Below are 15,265 nucleotides of genomic sequence, written 5' to 3' on the forward strand. Positions count from 1 at the left end.
GTGTCCATGCGTGCCGTGATCCAGCGAGTCTCCCGTGCCCAGGTCCGCGCCCGAGATGCCGAGGGCGGTGAGCATGTCGACGGGTTCGACGGAGAGGGTCTGGTGGTCCTCCTCGGCGTCACCCATGACGACACCGATCACCAGGCTCGCCTGCTCGCGGAGAAGACCTGGCGGCTGCGCGTCCTGGACCAGGAGCTCTCCGCCGAACAGGCACAGGCCCCCGTGCTTGCGGTCAGTCAGTTCACCCTCTACGGGGACGCCAGGAAGGGGCGACGGCCCTCATGGAGCAGCGCCGCCCCGGCGGCGGTGGGCGAGCCCCTCTATGAGCGCTATGTCCACCATCTGCGGGCTCTGGGCGCCGTCGTGCACACCGGGATCTTCGGAGCCCACATGGAGCTGGAACTCGTCAACGACGGCCCCGTCACACTGCTGCTCGACACCGAGGAGCTGGAGCGACCCCGACGCAGCTGACCGCAGTTCAGCCCGCGCACTCGCGCGGATCCTTCACACGGGGACCTGCACACGGATCCTTCACACGGGGACCTGCACAGCATCAGGCCCGGCCGGAGAAGACTCCGGCCGGGCCTGATGTCATGCTGTCGCCAGAGGACAGGCGGACGCAGGAAGGGTCATGTCCTGGGTCAGGACGCCGCCTCCACCGTCTGCTTCGGGGTGCCGTCCGATGCCCCGTCCTTCGGCTCGGGACGGGCGTCGACTCCGGCCTCCTTGCGCTGCTGGGCAGTGATCGGCGCCGGTGCGGCGGTCAGCGGGTCGAAGCCGCCACCGGACTTCGGGAAGGCGATGACCTCGCGGATCGAGTCCTCACCGGTCAGCAGGGCAACGACGCGGTCCCAGCCGAAGGCGATCCCCCCGTGCGGAGGCGCACCGAACTTGAAGGCGTCCAGCAGGAATCCGAACTTCTCCCGGGCCTCCTCCTCGGCGATGCCCATCACGGCGAAGATCCGCTCCTGCATCTCGCGACGGTGCACACGGATGGAGCCGCCGCCGATCTCGTTGCCGTTGCAGACCAGGTCGTAGGCGTAGGCCAGCGCCTCACCGGGGTCCTGGTCGAAGGTCTCGGCGAACTCCGGCTTCGGGGCGGTGAAGGCGTGGTGGACTGCGGTCCAGGCGCCGGAGCCGACGGCCACGTCGCCTGCCGCGGTGGCCTCGGCGGCGGGTTCGAACATGGGGGCGTCGACGACCCACACGAAAGACCAGGCGTCGTGGTCGATCAGGCCGGTGCGCTCGGCGATCTCTACGCGAGCCGCTCCCAACAGGGCGCGGGAGGTCTTGACCTCTCCGGCGGCGAAGAAGATGCAGTCGCCGGGCTTCGCGCCCACCGCCTCGACGAGGCCGGCGCGCTCCTGGTCGGAGAGGTTCTTCGCCACCGGGCCACCCAGTTCTCCGTCCTCCGAGACGAGCACGTAGGCCAGACCCTTGGCCCCTCGCTGCTTGGCCCATTCCTGCCAGGCATCGAGGGTGCGGCGCGGCTGGTCGGCACCGCCGGGCATCACGACCGCGCCCACATAGGGGGCACGGAACACCCGGAACGGCGTCTCTGCGAAGTAGTCGGTCAGCTCCACGAGCTCCAGGCCGAAGCGCAGGTCCGGCTTGTCGGTGCCGTAGCGCGCCATCGCCTCCCGATAGGTGATCCGCGGCAGGGGAACCTGAAGCTCGACGTCGATGAGGCGCCACAGCCGCCGCATCAGGTCCTCCGTCAGCGCGATGATGTCCTCCTGGTCCACGAAACTGGCCTCGATGTCCAGCTGGGTGAACTCCGGCTGACGGTCGGCGCGGAAGTCCTCGTCCCGGTAGCAGCGGGCGATCTGGTAGTACTTCTCGAAACCGCCGACCTGCAGCAGCTGCTTGAACAGCTGCGGGGACTGCGGCAGTGCGTACCAGGAGCCGGGGGCCAGGCGGGCGGGGACCAGGAAGTCGCGCGCACCCTCCGGCGTCGACCGGGTCAGCGTCGGCGTCTCGATCTCGGTGAAGTCCTGCGTGTGCAGGAACTCCCGGGCCACACGGTTGGCCTCCGAGCGCAGCCGCAGGGCACGCTGCGGTGCCTCGCGGCGCAGATCGAGATAGCGATGCCGCAGGCGCGCCTCCTCACCGACCTCCACGTGCTCGTCCACCTGGAACGGCAGCGGGTCGGCGGTGTTCAGCACCGTGACCTCGTCCGCGATGACCTCCACCTCGCCGGAAGCCAGGTTCGGGTTCTCGTTGCCCTCCGGGCGGCGCTCGACCGTCCCGCGGATCTGCAGGACGAATTCATTGCGCAGCGGGGCGAAGTCCTCCTCGTCCCGCACGACGACCTGGGCGACGCCGGAGGCGTCCCGCAGGTCGAGGAACGCCACGCCCCCGTGGTCGCGACGGCGGGCGACCCAGCCCGTCAGCGTGACAGTCTGTCCGATGTGCTCGGCGCGGAGTGCGCCGTTGTGGTGTGTGCGAAGCACGATGTCCTCCCTGGAGGGCCCGCTGTCGGTCCGGGTTCTGCCGGCCGACCTCGGTGCTGCCTCTGTCCTGGGGCCTGATGGGCCGATGTCTGTAGCTGTCTGGATGTGTGCTGATGTCGTCGTGTGCTCTGCTGCGCCGACACGGAGCGTCGGCGACCGGGGTCAGCCCGCGGGAACCACCCGCGGGGACAGATCCTCCTGCGGCGGCGTCCAGGTCTGCGGATCGGCCGAGACCTGGTCCCCGGACCGGATGTCCTTGACCTCGTGGCGACCGTCCTCGTCGGTGAACCAGACGAAGGGGATGCCGCGTCGATCCGCGTGACGGATCTGCTTGCCGAACTTCTCGGCCCGCAGCGCCACCTCCACGTTGATCCCGCGTCCCCGGAGCGTGTCGGCGACGTCTTGGGCGGATCCCCAGTCCTCGTCTGTGCGCAAGGCGATGTAGACCACGCTGGGGACCGAGCGACTGGCGGTCAGGTGTCCCTGAGCCAGCAGGCGAGAAAGCAGGCGGGTCACGCCGATGGACAGCCCGACCCCCGGGAAGGTGCGCTTCCCCTTGGAGGCCAGGGACTCGTAGCGTCCGCCGGAGCAGACCGACCCGAGAGACTCATGACCGACCAGGACGGTCTCGTAGACAGTCCCTGTGTAGTAGTCCAGCCCGCGGGCGATGGACAGGTCGGCCACGGCCCGCCCGGGGACGCGGCGCTGAAGCTCGCCCATGACCTCGGCGAGCTCGGTCAGGCCGGCCTCAAGCAGCTCGTGCTCCCCGCCGAGAGCCCGGACCTGGTCCACGAAGCTGAGGTCCTCGGTCCGGATCTGTGCCAGCGCCAGCGCCTTCTGCGCCTGCTCCTCCGTCGCGCCGGCCGTCTCAGCCAGCTCGGCGGCGACCTTCTCCGGGCCGATCTTCTCGAGCTTGTCGATGGCCCGCAGCACCGCGGCCGTGTCCTCCAGGCCGATCGCGAGGTAGAACCCCTCGGAGAGCTTGCGGTTGTTGATCCGCATCCGGAAGTCGCCGATCGGCAGCGACTCCAGCGCGCGCGCCATCACCACAGCCAGCTCGACGTCGCAGCGGAAGGGCAGCGAGCCGTCACCGACGATGTCGATGTCTGCCTGGGTGAACTCGCGGGACCGGCCCTCCTGAGGGCGTTCTCCGCGCCAGACCTTCTGGATCTGGTAGCGACGGAAGGGAAAGGAGAGATGGCCGGCATTCTCCACCACATACCGGGCGAAGGGCACCGTGAGGTCGAAGTGCAGTGCGAGGCGAGCCTCGGCGTCCTCGTCGGCCTGCAGCCGCGAGACGCCGTAGATCTCCTTGTCGATCTCTCCCTTCTGCAGCAAGGTGTCCACCGTCTCCACGGCTCGGGACTCGATGGAGACGAACCCGTGCCGCTCGAAGACCTCCCGCAGGGTGTCGAGCACATGGAGCTCCACCAGACGCTCGTCGGGGAGCCACTCGGTGAAGCCGGAGAGGGACGTTGTGCGTGCCATGCGGGGTGGGCGCTCCTCACTGGAGGTGACGGGGTCGACAGACCGGTCCATCATAGCGGCCGCGTCGCAGGTCGTGTGCGGTGCCGGTAGGGTGGTGGCCATGAGTCCCGCAGTCAGACCCGGACACCACGAGACCACTCTCGACGAGGCGCGGCAGATGGCCCGCGTCGACGACGACGGCCACGTCTACGCGAAGGCGCCGACGGCGTCGGGCGCGCCCGAACCTTCCGCCGCGCAGGATGCGTCCTCGGCCCAGACGCCCGCGCCGACGCCTGAGGCCGAGCAGGTTCCTGCCACTGAGCAGGCAGGGCCGGCAGATCAGGCAGGGGCAGTCGCCCCCCGGGAGCAGTCGGAGCAGCCGGAGGAGATCCGGAGCACCGCGCAGCCGGCCGCCGATGAGGTCTACGTCGGCCAGTACCCCGGCGCGACGCCGGAGGAGGCTCTGCAGTACTTCACCCGGAAGTTCGACGACCTCTTTGACCGCGCGCTGCTGCTCAAGGCCCGGGTCGAGGCGTCCGCCGACGGGGCCAAGGCCCTCCGAGAGAGCCGGGAGGCGCTCCTCGAGGAGCTCGACGGCGGAGCCTGGGTGGGCGACGTGGCCGCTCTGCGCGGCATGCTGGACGAGCTGGCCCACGGCATCGAGGCCCTGGCGACACGGGAGAAGGAACAGGCCGAGCAGGCTGTGGCCGAGCACCTTCAGGTCCGGGAGGGGATCGTGGCGGAGGCGGAGGCGATCGCCGCCACCGATCCCGCCGCCCAGCATTGGAAATCGGCCCAGCAACGCATGAGCGAGCTCTTCGAGGCGTGGAAGGCGGAGCAGAAGAAGCCGCCGCGCCTGACCAAGGCTCAGGAGGACCCCTATTGGAAGCGGTTCCGGGCCGCCCGGAGCGCATTCGACAAGGAGCGTCGGGCGTTCTTCAGCCGCCGGGACAAGGAGCACTCTGAGGTCAAGCGCATCAAGGAGGAGCTGATCGTCCGCGCCGAGGAGCTCCAGCACAGCACGGACTTCGGACCCACCACGAAGGCCTACCACCGCCTCATGGACGAGTGGAAAGCGGCAGGCCGAGGTGCACGCCGCAGCGACGACGCCCAGTGGGCGCGTTTCCGGAAGGCGCAGGACGTCTTCTTCGCTGCGCGGGACGCGGCCAACGCCGAGATCGACGCTGAGTACCAGGCGAACCTGGAGGTCAAGGAGCAGCTCCTGAAGGAGCTGGAGGCGCTGATGCCGTTCACCGCCCCCGAGACGATCCGCGACCGCTACCACGCGCTGCTCGAGCGCTGGGATGCGGCTGGGCGAGTGCCCCGGGGCGACGTCAAGCGGATGGAAGGGGCTCTGAAGCGGGTCCAGGACGCCTTCCGGGAGGCCGAGGAGGCCCATTGGCGGCGCACGGATCCCGAGACGGTGGCGCGCCAGAACTCGATGCTGCACCAGCTCGACGAGACCATCGCCGGCCTGGAGCAGGAGCTCGAGCGGGCGCGTGCCCACGGCGACGCCCGGACCATCGCCGAGGCGGAGGAGGCTCTGGAGGCCCGCCGCAGCTGGCGTCGGATGATCGAGGAATCGGCCTGATCCTCCGGTCCGCCGGCCTCCCGGAACTCGGATCACGAATAGATTACAATCGCATCGACATGTGCCGCCGACACCAGTGAGGACCCCCGCGTGAGCGATGACATGCCGCATCAGGCGGGCTCCCGCCGGCGCCGCCGTGAGATCCGCGAGGCCCGGGAGCGTGCCAGGGCTGAGGAGGAGAGGCAGGCCGCGGAGGCGACGCCTTCGGGGCGGGTTCCCTTCGAGCAGGCCATCGGAGCGGCCGGCGCCACCGCGGGGGAGGGCGTATCGGAGGCACCTCGCGCGGCGACCTCCGGGGAGGCCGAGTCTGTCCAGGACGCGCCCGTCGCCCCAGTGTCTCCGGCCGAGGACATCCTCGGCCCGGAGGAGCACGTGCTGGAGGAGCACGTGGAGCACGATGCGGACGGCGCACCGCTGCTGATCACGTCCTCCAGCTACGGGCGGGGATATCAGACGGTGACGCCGCTCGACACGGGCACCAGCCGAGAGATCCTCACGCGGCGTCGCGAACGTCGGCGTCGCCGCAACCTCACGCTCGGACTCGTGTTCGGAGGCTTCGCCGCACTGGTGGTCATCTTCGCCGTGGTCTTCAACGCGGTGTTCGGCGGGCTGCTCTCCGGCCCCGAGGACTACGAGACCCAAGCCGGTGACACGGTCACGTTCGAGGTGAACCCGGGCGAGGGCTGGGAGGTCGTCGGCCGACGGCTCGCTGAGGAGGGGATCATCGCCAGCCAGGAGGCGCTGCGCGACGCGCTGCGCAATGCGGACGATCTCGGAGTCCTCCAGGCCGGGGAGTTCGAGGTCCGGGAGGAGATGCCGGCCGCCGATGCGGTCAGCGCGTTGACGCCGGATCGTGAGGCCCAAGGGGTCGTCTGGATCAACGCCGGTTGGCGGATCGACGACGTCTTCTCTGCGGTCGCCGAGGCCACCGGGATCCCTGAGGCCGACTTCCGTGAGGCCGCCGAGGATCCCGCCGACTTCGGTCTGCCCGAGGAGGCGGAGACCCTGGAGGGCTATCTGGCGGCCGGCGAGTACCGCTTCAGCCTGGAGGAGGACCCGGAGCCTGCCGAGGTCCTGCAGTCGATGGTGGACAGGACGTTCGACACGCTGGAGGACGTCGGCATCACCGACGAGGACGAGCAGTGGCGAGCAGTCATCATCGCGTCGCTCATCACCGGAGAGGCCAACCACTCCGAGCCGGAGGACTACCGGGTGATCGCCAGTGCGATCGAGAACCGCCTGGACCCGGACAACACGGAGACCGGAGGCCTGCTGCAGATCGACGCCTCGGTCAACTATGGCCTGGGACGTTCCGGAGACCTGCACTTCACCGAGGAGGAGCGGAGGGACCCGGACAACGAGTACAACACCTATGAGCATCAGGGCCTGCCGCCCGGCCCCATCGCCGCGCCGACGCCCGGCACGCTGGAGGCCGCCGTCGACCCCGCCGACACGGACTACTACTACTGGGTGACCGTGAACGTCGAGACCGGCGAGACCCGCTTCAACGAGACCTACGCGGAGCATCTGGACGACGTCGCGGTGTTCAACCAATACTGCGACGACAACCCCGGCGTCTGCAGCCCGGCCGAGGAGGAGGCCGCCGAGGCTGAGGTGGAGGAGGGCGAGTGACCCCCTCCCGAGCCGCGGTGCTGGGGCACCCCATCGGTCACTCCCTGTCGCCGGCCCTGCACGGGGCCGCCTACGCGGTGCTGGGGGTGGACATCGCCTACTCGCGCCGCGACGTCGACGTCGCGGGTCTGCCGGACTTCCTGACGGGGGAGGGGGCGCAGCCCGGCTGGGTCGGCTGGTCCGTGACCATGCCGCTGAAGTCCGCCATGGTCCCGCATATGGACGTCGTCTCGCCCCGGGTCGAGACTCTGGGGGTGCTGAACACTGTGGTCCACGGGCCTGACGGGCTCGTCGGCGACAACACTGACGTGGACGGGATCGTCGTCGCGCTCCAGGAGGCCGGCCTCCTGGCGGCCTCGGGCCGGTTCGGCGTGATCGGTGCGGGCTCGACGGCGGCGGCCGCCTTGGCGGCGGCGGCTGAGCTGGGCTTCACCGAGGTCTCCTCCTATGCCCGCTCGGCGGCGCGGGCGGCCTCGCTCGAGCCGGTGGCCGAGGCCTTGGGACTCCGCCTTCGGCGGGAGCCCCTCGAGGCTCTGCCGCGAGACGTCGCCGGCCAGGAGCTCGGCGCGGTGGTCTCGACGCTTCCGCCTCGTGCCGCGGACGACCTCTCCGCGCACCTGCCTCGTCTGGGGCGCCGCCTGCCGCTGCTGGATGTGGCCTATGACCCCTGGCCCTCTGCGCTGGCGGAGTCCTGGGAGCGTGCCGGCGGACAGGTGGTCTCCGGGCTGGCCATGCTGCTCCACCAGGCGGTCGAGCAGGTGCACCGGTTCAGCGCGGGCACCCCGCATCCGGCCGCGGATCTGCCCGCAGTGGAGCACGAGCGGATGGTCTCCCGCATGCGGGCGACGCTGCCCTTCTGAGCCGGCGCGCCGGGTCGCCCCCCAGGCGTCCACGAGGCGTCCACCAGGCGGAATCACGTCCGATGACGCCGTCGTGCGCCCCCGGGACGTGGCATCATGGAGGCCATGTTGCGCTGGTTGACCTCCGGAGAATCACACGGCCGTTCCCTCGTCGGCATCATCGAGGGCCTTCCCGCCGGGGTGCGGCTGAGCACCGAGGCGGTCCAGGACGCCCTGGCGCGTCGTCGTCTCGGCTACGGGCGCGGAGCCCGCATGAAGTTCGAGAAGGACCAGGTCAGGCTGCTGGCCGGAGTCCGGCACGGTCTGACCATCGGCGCTCCGGTGACCATCGAGGTGGGGAACACGGAGTGGCCGAAGTGGGAGAAGGTCATGTCGGCGGACCCGGTCGACCCCGCCGAGCTCGAGGGACTCGCCCGCAACGCCCCGCTGACACGGCCGCGTCCCGGCCACGCCGACTACACGGGCATGCAGAAGTACGGATTCGAGGAGGCCCGCCCGGTCCTGGAGCGTGCTTCGGCGCGCGAGACCGCCACGCGGGTGGCGCTGGGCTCCGTCGCGCAGTCGTTCCTCCAGGACCTGGGTATCACCACGGTCTCCCACACCACCGCGATCGGGTCCGTGGAGGTCCCTGAGCAGGTGGAGACCCCGTCGGCGAGCGACGTCGAGCGTCTCGACGCCGATCCGCTGCGCTGCACCGATCCGGCCACCAGTGAGCGGATGGTCGCGGAGGTGGACGACGCTCACAAGGCGGGCGAGACCCTCGGCGGCGTGGTCGAGGTCGTCGTCGACGGCCTGCCTCCCGGGCTCGGGTCCTACGTCCACTGGGACCGGCGCCTCGACGCCCGGCTCGCCGGTGCGCTGATGGGCATCCAAGCGATCAAGGGGGTGGAGGTCGGTGATGGCTTCCGCACGGCGCGGCGGCGCGGCTCCCAGGCGCATGACGAGATCGAGCCCGCCGGCTCCGCGGTGCGCCGCGCCACCAACCGGGCGGGAGGCATCGAAGGGGGTATGAGCATCGGCACCCCGCTGCGGGTGCGGGCCGCCATGAAGCCCATCGCCACGGTGCCGCGGGCCCTGCGCACCGTGGACACGGCGACCGGCGAGCCGACCACCGCCCACCACCAGCGCTCGGACGTCTGCGCCGTCCCGGCCGCCGGCGTCGTGGCCGAGGCGATGGTCTCCCTGGTGATCGCCCAGGCCGTGCTGGAGAAGTTCGGCGGCGACAGCCTCCCAGAGGTGCGGCGGAACCTGGAGTCCTACCTCTCCGGGCTCCCGGAGCTCGGCTCCGACCCGCAGCGTGCCGGCACCGACGGCGATCCGCTGCAGGCGCCTGCCGCGATGCAGGACTGACAGCGGAGCGAGACTGATGGTGGGAACTGGACGCACCCAGGATCTGGCGCGCAACATCGTGCTCATCGGGCCGATGGGCTCCGGCAAGTCCACGGTGGGATCGGCGCTGGCCCGTCGGCTGGGCCGGCCGCACGTCGACACTGACCACTTCTTCGTCGCACGTCATGGCAGCATCGCCGAGTACTTCACCACGCACGGCGAGGAGGCCTTCCGCGCGGAGGAGGAGAAGGTGGTCGCCGAACTGCTGGACTCGCCACGCCCGTCCGTCATCAGCCTCGGCGGCGGCTCGATCCTCAGCCCGCGGACCCGTGAGACGCTGAGCAGTCAGCTGGTCGTGATGCTGGACCTCACCGAGCAGCAGGCGCGGCAGCGTCTCGGCGACGGCTCCACACGCCCGGTCCTCGGGGACGACCCGGTGTCCTCCTGGCGTCGGATCTACGCAGAGCGTGAGGCCCTGTATCGTGAATGCGCGGACGTCGTCGTTCCGCCTGCCGAGGGGACGATCGACGAACGAGTCGATACCATCGTCTCGGCACTCCGTGCCGTCCACTGACACACCCCGAGGAGAAGACCTCACTCCATGAGTCCGCAGGCAGACCCAGCGCCCGAGAACACTGCACCCGAGAACACTGCGCCCGAGAACCCCGCCCCCGAGAGCGCCTCCTCTGAGGGTGCCTCCCTCGAGAGCACCACGCCCGACGGCGGCCCCGCGACGGGCGCTGAGCCCACGGTCATCACCGTCGGCGAGGGCCGCGGCACAGGTGGCCAGGAGCTCGGCTACGACGTCGTCATCGGCAACGGCCTGCTCGGGCGCCTGCCGCAGATGATCGGATCCCAGGCCGAGCGTGTGCTCGTCATCCACCCCCGCGCGCTGCGCGCCACCGGCGACGTCGTCCGCGAGGACCTGGAGAACGCCGGCTACAAGGCGGTGGTCGCAGAGATCCCGGACGCGGAGGAGGGCAAGCACATCCAGGTGGCCGCCTTCTGCTGGCAGGTCCTGGGCCAGAACGACTTCACGCGCTCCGACGCCGTGGTCGCCGTCGGTGGGGGAGCGGTGACCGATGTCGCGGGCTTCGTGGCCGCCACCTGGCTGCGCGGGGTGCGAGTGGTCCACATGCCCACCACGCTGCTGGCCATGGTCGATGCCGCCGTCGGGGGCAAGACCGGCATCAACACGTCCGAAGGCAAGAACCTGGTGGGCGCGTTCCACCAGCCCGCCGCAGTGCTGGCTGACCTGGACACCCTGCTCACGCTGCCGCGCAACGAGCTCGTCGCCGGTCTCGCCGAGGTGGTCAAATGCGGCTTCATCGCTGACGAGAAGATCCTGGAGATCATCGAATCGTCGCCCGAACAGGCACAGAATCCGCATTCGCATCAGCTGCGTGAGCTCATCGAGCGGGCCATCCGGGTCAAGGCTTCGGTGGTCGGCCAGGACCCGAAGGAGTCCGGGCTGCGCGAGTCGCTGAACTACGGGCACACCCTGGCCCACGCCATCGAGCTGGCCGAGCGCTACCAGTGGCGCCACGGGGCGGCGGTCTCGGTGGGCATGGTCTTCGCCGCGGAGCTGGCTCGCAGCCTGGGGCGCCTGGACGACGCCACGGCCGACCGCCACCGGTCGGTGCTGACGTCTCTGGGCCTGCCGGTGACCTACCGGGACGACCGCTGGAACCAGCTGCTCGAAGGCATTCGCCGGGACAAGAAGAACCGCGGCGATCAGCTGCGGTTCGTGCTCCTGGCAGGGCAGGGTCAGCCCGCCACCGTGGAGATCCCTGACGCCTCGATCCTCTTCGCCACGTACCAGGAGATCGCGGAGTCGGACGAGGGCACCACGGTCTCCCTGTAGAATCGACAACCGCGCACAGCCGTGCCGTGTGCCGACCGGCGCGCGGACACCCGCATCCGATGTGAAGAAGGGCAATCAGTGGCCACCTCCAACGACATCAAGAACGGTTCCGTCCTCAAGCTCGAGGGCCAGCTCTGGAACACCCTGGAGTTCCAGCACGTCAAGCCTGGCAAGGGCGGAGCGTTCATCCGGACCAAGCTGAAGAACATCACCTCCGGCAAGGTCGTGGACAAGACCTTCAACGCCGGCGCCAAGGTGGAGTTCGCCACGGTGGACCGCACCAACTACCAGTACCTCTACGCCGACGGCGACGACTACGTGTTCATGGACCTGCGGGACTACGACCAGATCACCGTTCCGGGCTCCGTCGTCGGGGATGCCGCGAACTTCCTGCTGGAGTCCCAGGAGGTCAGCATCGCGCTGCACGAAGGCACGCCGCTGTACCTGGAGATGCCGCCGTCGGTGGTCCTGGAGATCACCTACACGGAGCCGGGCCTGCAGGGCGACCGCTCCTCGGCCGGGACCAAGTCCGCCACCCTGGAGACCGGCCACGAGATCCAGGTGCCGCTCTTCGTCGACCAGGGCACGAAGGTCAAGGTGGACACACGGTCCTCCGAGTACCTCGGCCGTGTGACGGACTGACCCGTGGCCCGTCGAAGCAAGGCGCGCCGCCGTGCGTTGGAGGTCCTCTTCGAGGCGGAGCAGCGTGGAGCCGAGCCGCTCGAAGTCCTCCGGGTCCGCCGGGAGAAGGCCGATCTCGTGGTCGATGACTACGTCGTCACCGTCCTCGACGGCGTCGTCTCCCACCGCGAGCGGATCGACGAGCTGCTGACCACCTACTCCCGGGGCTGGAGCCTGGAGCGCATGCCGCGCGTGGACCTGATGGCGCTGCGCATCGGCGCCTGGGAGCTGCTCTACAACGACGACATCCCCGACGGCGTCGCCGTCGCCGAGGCCGTGGCCATGGTGCGGGAACTCTCCACGGATGAGTCCCCGCCCTTCGTCAACGGAGTCTTGGGGCGCCTGCAGAAGCTCAAGCCGACCCTTCTGGACTGACTCTGCTCCCGGCTCCGCGGAGCGTCACCGGGGAGAGGTTCCCGGGATCCGGTAGAGTGGGTCCGAACAGCTGAATATCCTGCTGTCTCCTTTAATGATCGTCCCGTGAGGCGAGGAAGGAGTCGCCTGGTGACCACACCAGAGACCTCACAGGTCATGTCCGCCCCTGATGTGGAGCGGGCACTGACGCGCATCGCGCACGAGATCGTCGAGGCCCATCGCGGCGTCGACGGTCTCCTGCTGCTCGGCATCCCCCGCAGGGGTGTCCCGTTGGCCCGTCGCCTGGGTGAACGGCTCGCCCGCATCGACGGGGCCTTCGACCCCGTGCGTGGGGTCGGCTCCCTCGACATCACCATGTATCGGGATGATCTGCGCACCGGCAGCGCACGCACCCCGGAGCCCACCCGGGTGCCCGAGGCCGGCGTCGACGACGCCACCGTCGTCCTGGTCGACGACGTGCTCTACTCCGGCCGCACCGTCCGCGCCGCGCTGGACGCCCTCTCCGCCCTCGGGCGCCCCCGTGCGGTGCGCCTGGCCGTCCTGGTGGACCGCGGCCACCGCGAGCTCCCGATCCGTGCCGATCACGTGGGCAAGAACCTGCCGACCTCCCGGGACGAACGGGTCTCGGTGCGCCTGGCCGACGTCGACGGCGTCGCCGCCGAGGACGAGGCCGTGCTCATCGAGAGGGGGCCACGCCCATGAGGCACCTGCTCTCCACCGCGGACCTGTCCCACAGCGACGCGCTGAGCATCCTCGACACCGCCGAGGAGATGAGCGCGGTGGCCACCCGCGAGGTGAAGAAGCTCCCCACGCTGCGGGGTCGCACCGTGGTGAACCTCTTCTTCGAGGACTCCACGCGGACGCGGATCTCCTTCGAAGCCGCCGCGAAACGACTCTCCGCGGACGTCATGAACTTCTCGGCGAAGGGCTCCTCCGTCTCCAAGGGCGAGTCGCTGAAGGACACCGTCCAGACCCTGGAGGCCATCGGAGCGGACGCGATCGTGATGCGCCATTGGGCCTCCGGCGCCGCGGCACAGCTGGCGGCCTCGGGTTGGACGGACTGCGCGGTGGTCAACGCCGGAGACGGCACCCATGAGCATCCCACACAGGCGCTGCTGGATGCGCTCACGCTGCGCCGAGGCTGGGCCGCTGGGCGGGGCCACGGGCCTCGTGGCACGGACCTGACCGGTATGCGGGTGCTGATCGTCGGGGACATCCTGCACTCTCGGGTCGCCCGCTCCGGCGTGTGGCTGCTGAACACTCTCGGCGCCGAGGTCGGCCTCGTCGCCCCGCCGACCCTGCTGCCTGTGGGTGTGGAGCAGTGGCCCGTCAGCGTGCACTACAGCTTCGACGAGGCGCTGACCTCGGGACCGCACGCCGTGATGATGCTGCGCGTGCAGGCCGAACGCATGGGCGGAGCCTTCTTCCCCACACCGGCGGAGTACACGCGCCGGTGGGGCCTGACCGACGAGCGCCTCGCACGGGTGGAACGTCTCGACGGCCCCGGAGGGGACGGAGCCATGATCCTGCACCCTGGGCCGATGAACCGAGGCGTGGAGATCTCCGCAGCCGCCGCCGACTCTCCGCTGAACCGTGTGCTCGACCAGGTCTCGCACGGAGTCTCGGTGCGCATGGCGGTGCTGCACCTGCTGCTTTCACAGAGTCACGACGACGGGAGTTCCGCATGACCGACCACCTGATCCTCGGTGCCAAGATCCTCGGGGAGACGACTGCCGACCTGGTGCTGCGGGACGGGAAGATCGCCACTCTCGGGGCCGACACGGCCGCGCCGCGGGAGGGCGTGCCGCTGGAGACCATCGACGCCACCGGCCTCATCGCGCTCCCCGGCATGGTGGACCTGCACACGCACCTTCGCGAGCCCGGGCGCGAGGACGCCGAGACCGTGGAGACCGGCAGCCGCGCGGCTGCCCTGGGCGGCTTCACCGCCGTGCACGCCATGGCGAACTCCTCACCGGTGGCGGACACCGCCGGCGTCGTCGAACAGGTCCACCGTCTGGGGCTGGAGTCCGGTTGGACCGAGGTGCATCCCGTGGGGGCCGTCACGGTCGGGCTGGCCGGTGAGAACCTGGCTGAGCTGGGCGCGATGGCCGAGTCCTCCGCCCAGGTCCGGATGTTCTCCGACGACGGCATCTGCGTGCACAACCCGATGCTGATGCGTCGGGCACTGGAGTACGTGAAGTCCTTCGACGGATTCGTGGCCCAGCACGCCCAGGAGCCGCTGCTCACCGAGGGTGCTCAGATGAATGAGGGCTGTGTGTCCTCGGTGCTGGGGCTTCCCGGCTGGCCGGCAGTGGCCGAAGAGGCGATCATCGCCCGTGACGTGCTGCTGGCTCAGCACGTGGAGTCGCGTCTCCATGTCTGCCACGTGTCCACGAAGGGGTCGGTGGAGATCATCCGCTGGGCCAAGGAGCGGGGAATCGACGTGACCGCCGAGGTCACTCCGCACCACCTGATCCTCACCGAGGAGATGGTCCGCAGCTTCAACCCGGTGTACAAGGTCAATCCGCCGCTGCGCACGGCTGAGGACGTCCAGGCGCTGCGCGAGGCGCTGGCCGACGGCACGATCGACGTCGTCGGCACCGACCACGCCCCGCACCCCACGCAGCTCAAGGAGTGCGAGTGGCACCAGGCCGCGATGGGGATGACCGGGCTGGAGACGGCGCTCTCGGTGGTGCAGCACACGATGGTCGAGACCGGCATGATGGACTGGCGGCGCTTCGCGGAGGTCACCTCGGTGCGTCCGGCGGAGATCGCACGCCACGGGCACCAGGGCCGCCCGCTGGCCGTCGGCGAGCCTGCGAATCTGATCCTGGTGGACCCGCAGGCGCGCCGCACCGTGCGTCCTGAGGAGCATGCCACCAAGGGCCGGAACTCCCCGTTCTCCGGCATGGAGCTGCCGGGCCGGGTCCACTCCACCTTCCTGGCGGGACACCGCGTCGTCGCCGACGGTGCGCTGCAGACCTCGCTCACCGGCAGAGAGGCGGACTGACCC

The 15,265-nt window shown here is 70.0% G+C and carries 14 protein-coding genes; 12 read left to right on the forward strand and 2 right to left on the reverse strand.

What is annotated here, in order from left to right; translation table 11 throughout:
• Nucleotides 1–6: 6 nt before the first annotated feature.
• Nucleotides 7–471 (forward strand): D-aminoacyl-tRNA deacylase, encoded by a 465-nt coding sequence (gene dtd, locus Q7C18_RS03430; protein WP_311024208.1) that lies wholly within the window; start codon nucleotides 7–9, stop codon nucleotides 469–471.
• Nucleotides 472–641: 170 nt separating this feature from the next.
• Here the strand turns inward: dtd and aspS are convergent, their stop codons facing one another.
• Together aspS and hisS are read right to left on the reverse strand one after the other, a co-directional pair.
• Nucleotides 642–2,453, reverse strand: coding sequence for an aspartate--tRNA ligase (gene aspS / locus Q7C18_RS03435; protein WP_311024209.1), 1,812 nt, complete (start codon nucleotides 2,451–2,453; stop codon nucleotides 642–644).
• A 162-nt stretch (nucleotides 2,454–2,615) separates the two neighbouring features.
• Nucleotides 2,616–3,941 carry a histidine--tRNA ligase gene (gene hisS, locus Q7C18_RS03440; protein WP_311024210.1) on the reverse strand — a complete coding sequence of 442 codons (1,326 nt, stop codon included), beginning with the start codon at nucleotides 3,939–3,941 and terminating at the stop codon, nucleotides 2,616–2,618.
• A gap of 100 nt (nucleotides 3,942–4,041) precedes the next feature.
• On the opposite strand from hisS, the gene Q7C18_RS03445 reads away from it, so the two are divergent.
• The 11 genes from Q7C18_RS03445 (at nucleotide 4,042) to Q7C18_RS03495 (ending at nucleotide 15,262) form a co-directional block, all read left to right on the forward strand.
• Nucleotides 4,042–5,511, forward strand: coding sequence for a DUF349 domain-containing protein (locus Q7C18_RS03445; RefSeq protein WP_311024211.1), 1,470 nt, complete (start codon nucleotides 4,042–4,044; stop codon nucleotides 5,509–5,511).
• Between the two features lie 90 nt (nucleotides 5,512–5,601).
• Complete coding sequence (gene mltG / locus Q7C18_RS03450; protein WP_311024212.1) at nucleotides 5,602–7,143, forward strand: endolytic transglycosylase MltG; 1,542 nt, start codon at nucleotides 5,602–5,604, stop codon at nucleotides 7,141–7,143.
• Nucleotides 7,140–8,003, forward strand: a complete 864-nt coding sequence (locus tag Q7C18_RS03455; RefSeq protein WP_311024213.1) for a shikimate dehydrogenase — start codon at nucleotides 7,140–7,142, stop codon at nucleotides 8,001–8,003. Before mltG ends, Q7C18_RS03455 begins: the two co-directional genes overlap by 4 nt.
• A gap of 105 nt (nucleotides 8,004–8,108) precedes the next feature.
• Nucleotides 8,109–9,353: a chorismate synthase gene (gene aroC / locus Q7C18_RS03460; protein WP_311024214.1), complete on the forward strand. Its 1,245-nt coding sequence runs from the start codon at nucleotides 8,109–8,111 to the stop codon at nucleotides 9,351–9,353.
• A 16-nt stretch (nucleotides 9,354–9,369) separates the two neighbouring features.
• Nucleotides 9,370–9,906: a shikimate kinase gene (locus Q7C18_RS03465; RefSeq protein ID WP_311024215.1), complete on the forward strand. Its 537-nt coding sequence runs from the start codon at nucleotides 9,370–9,372 to the stop codon at nucleotides 9,904–9,906.
• Between the two features lie 27 nt (nucleotides 9,907–9,933).
• Nucleotides 9,934–11,196, forward strand: coding sequence for a 3-dehydroquinate synthase (aroB, locus tag Q7C18_RS03470; protein ID WP_311024216.1), 1,263 nt, complete (start codon nucleotides 9,934–9,936; stop codon nucleotides 11,194–11,196).
• A gap of 78 nt (nucleotides 11,197–11,274) precedes the next feature.
• Nucleotides 11,275–11,838, forward strand: a complete 564-nt coding sequence (efp, locus tag Q7C18_RS03475) for an elongation factor P (protein WP_311024217.1) — start codon at nucleotides 11,275–11,277, stop codon at nucleotides 11,836–11,838.
• Between the two features lie 3 nt (nucleotides 11,839–11,841).
• Nucleotides 11,842–12,252 (forward strand): transcription antitermination factor NusB, encoded by a 411-nt coding sequence (nusB, locus tag Q7C18_RS03480; RefSeq protein ID WP_311024218.1) that lies wholly within the window; start codon nucleotides 11,842–11,844, stop codon nucleotides 12,250–12,252.
• Nucleotides 12,253–12,378: 126 nt separating this feature from the next.
• Entirely contained in the window at nucleotides 12,379–12,954 is a 576-nt protein-coding gene (gene pyrR, locus Q7C18_RS03485; protein WP_311024439.1) for a bifunctional pyr operon transcriptional regulator/uracil phosphoribosyltransferase PyrR, read from the forward strand.
• The gene (locus Q7C18_RS03490; protein ID WP_311024219.1) at nucleotides 12,951–13,940 is read left to right on the forward strand and encodes an aspartate carbamoyltransferase catalytic subunit; all 990 of its coding nucleotides are present in this window, start codon (nucleotides 12,951–12,953) and stop codon (nucleotides 13,938–13,940) included. Before pyrR ends, Q7C18_RS03490 begins: the two co-directional genes overlap by 4 nt.
• Nucleotides 13,937–15,262: a dihydroorotase gene (locus Q7C18_RS03495; protein ID WP_311024220.1), complete on the forward strand. Its 1,326-nt coding sequence runs from the start codon at nucleotides 13,937–13,939 to the stop codon at nucleotides 15,260–15,262. The genes Q7C18_RS03490 and Q7C18_RS03495 overlap by 4 nt, the downstream gene beginning before the upstream one ends.
• Nucleotides 15,263–15,265: the final 3 nt, after the last annotated feature.

Source organism: Nesterenkonia sp. CL21, from assembly GCF_031705515.1.
Taxonomy (GTDB): Bacteria; Actinomycetota; Actinomycetes; order Actinomycetales; family Micrococcaceae; genus Nesterenkonia; species Nesterenkonia aethiopica.

Coding starts and splice junctions, on each gene's coding strand:
- dtd (WP_311024208.1), top strand. CDS start 7: ATGCGTGCCGTGATCCAGCGAGTCTCCCGTGCCCAGGTCCGCGCCCGA.
- hisS (WP_311024210.1), bottom strand. CDS start 3,941: ATGGCACGCACAACGTCCCTCTCCGGCTTCACCGAGTGGCTCCCCGAC.
- Q7C18_RS03445 (WP_311024211.1), top strand. CDS start 4,042: ATGAGTCCCGCAGTCAGACCCGGACACCACGAGACCACTCTCGACGAG.
- aroC (WP_311024214.1), top strand. CDS start 8,109: ATGTTGCGCTGGTTGACCTCCGGAGAATCACACGGCCGTTCCCTCGTC.
- Q7C18_RS03465 (WP_311024215.1), top strand. CDS start 9,370: ATGGTGGGAACTGGACGCACCCAGGATCTGGCGCGCAACATCGTGCTC.
- aroB (WP_311024216.1), top strand. CDS start 9,934: ATGAGTCCGCAGGCAGACCCAGCGCCCGAGAACACTGCACCCGAGAAC.
- Q7C18_RS03490 (WP_311024219.1), top strand. CDS start 12,951: ATGAGGCACCTGCTCTCCACCGCGGACCTGTCCCACAGCGACGCGCTG.
- Q7C18_RS03495 (WP_311024220.1), top strand. CDS start 13,937: ATGACCGACCACCTGATCCTCGGTGCCAAGATCCTCGGGGAGACGACT.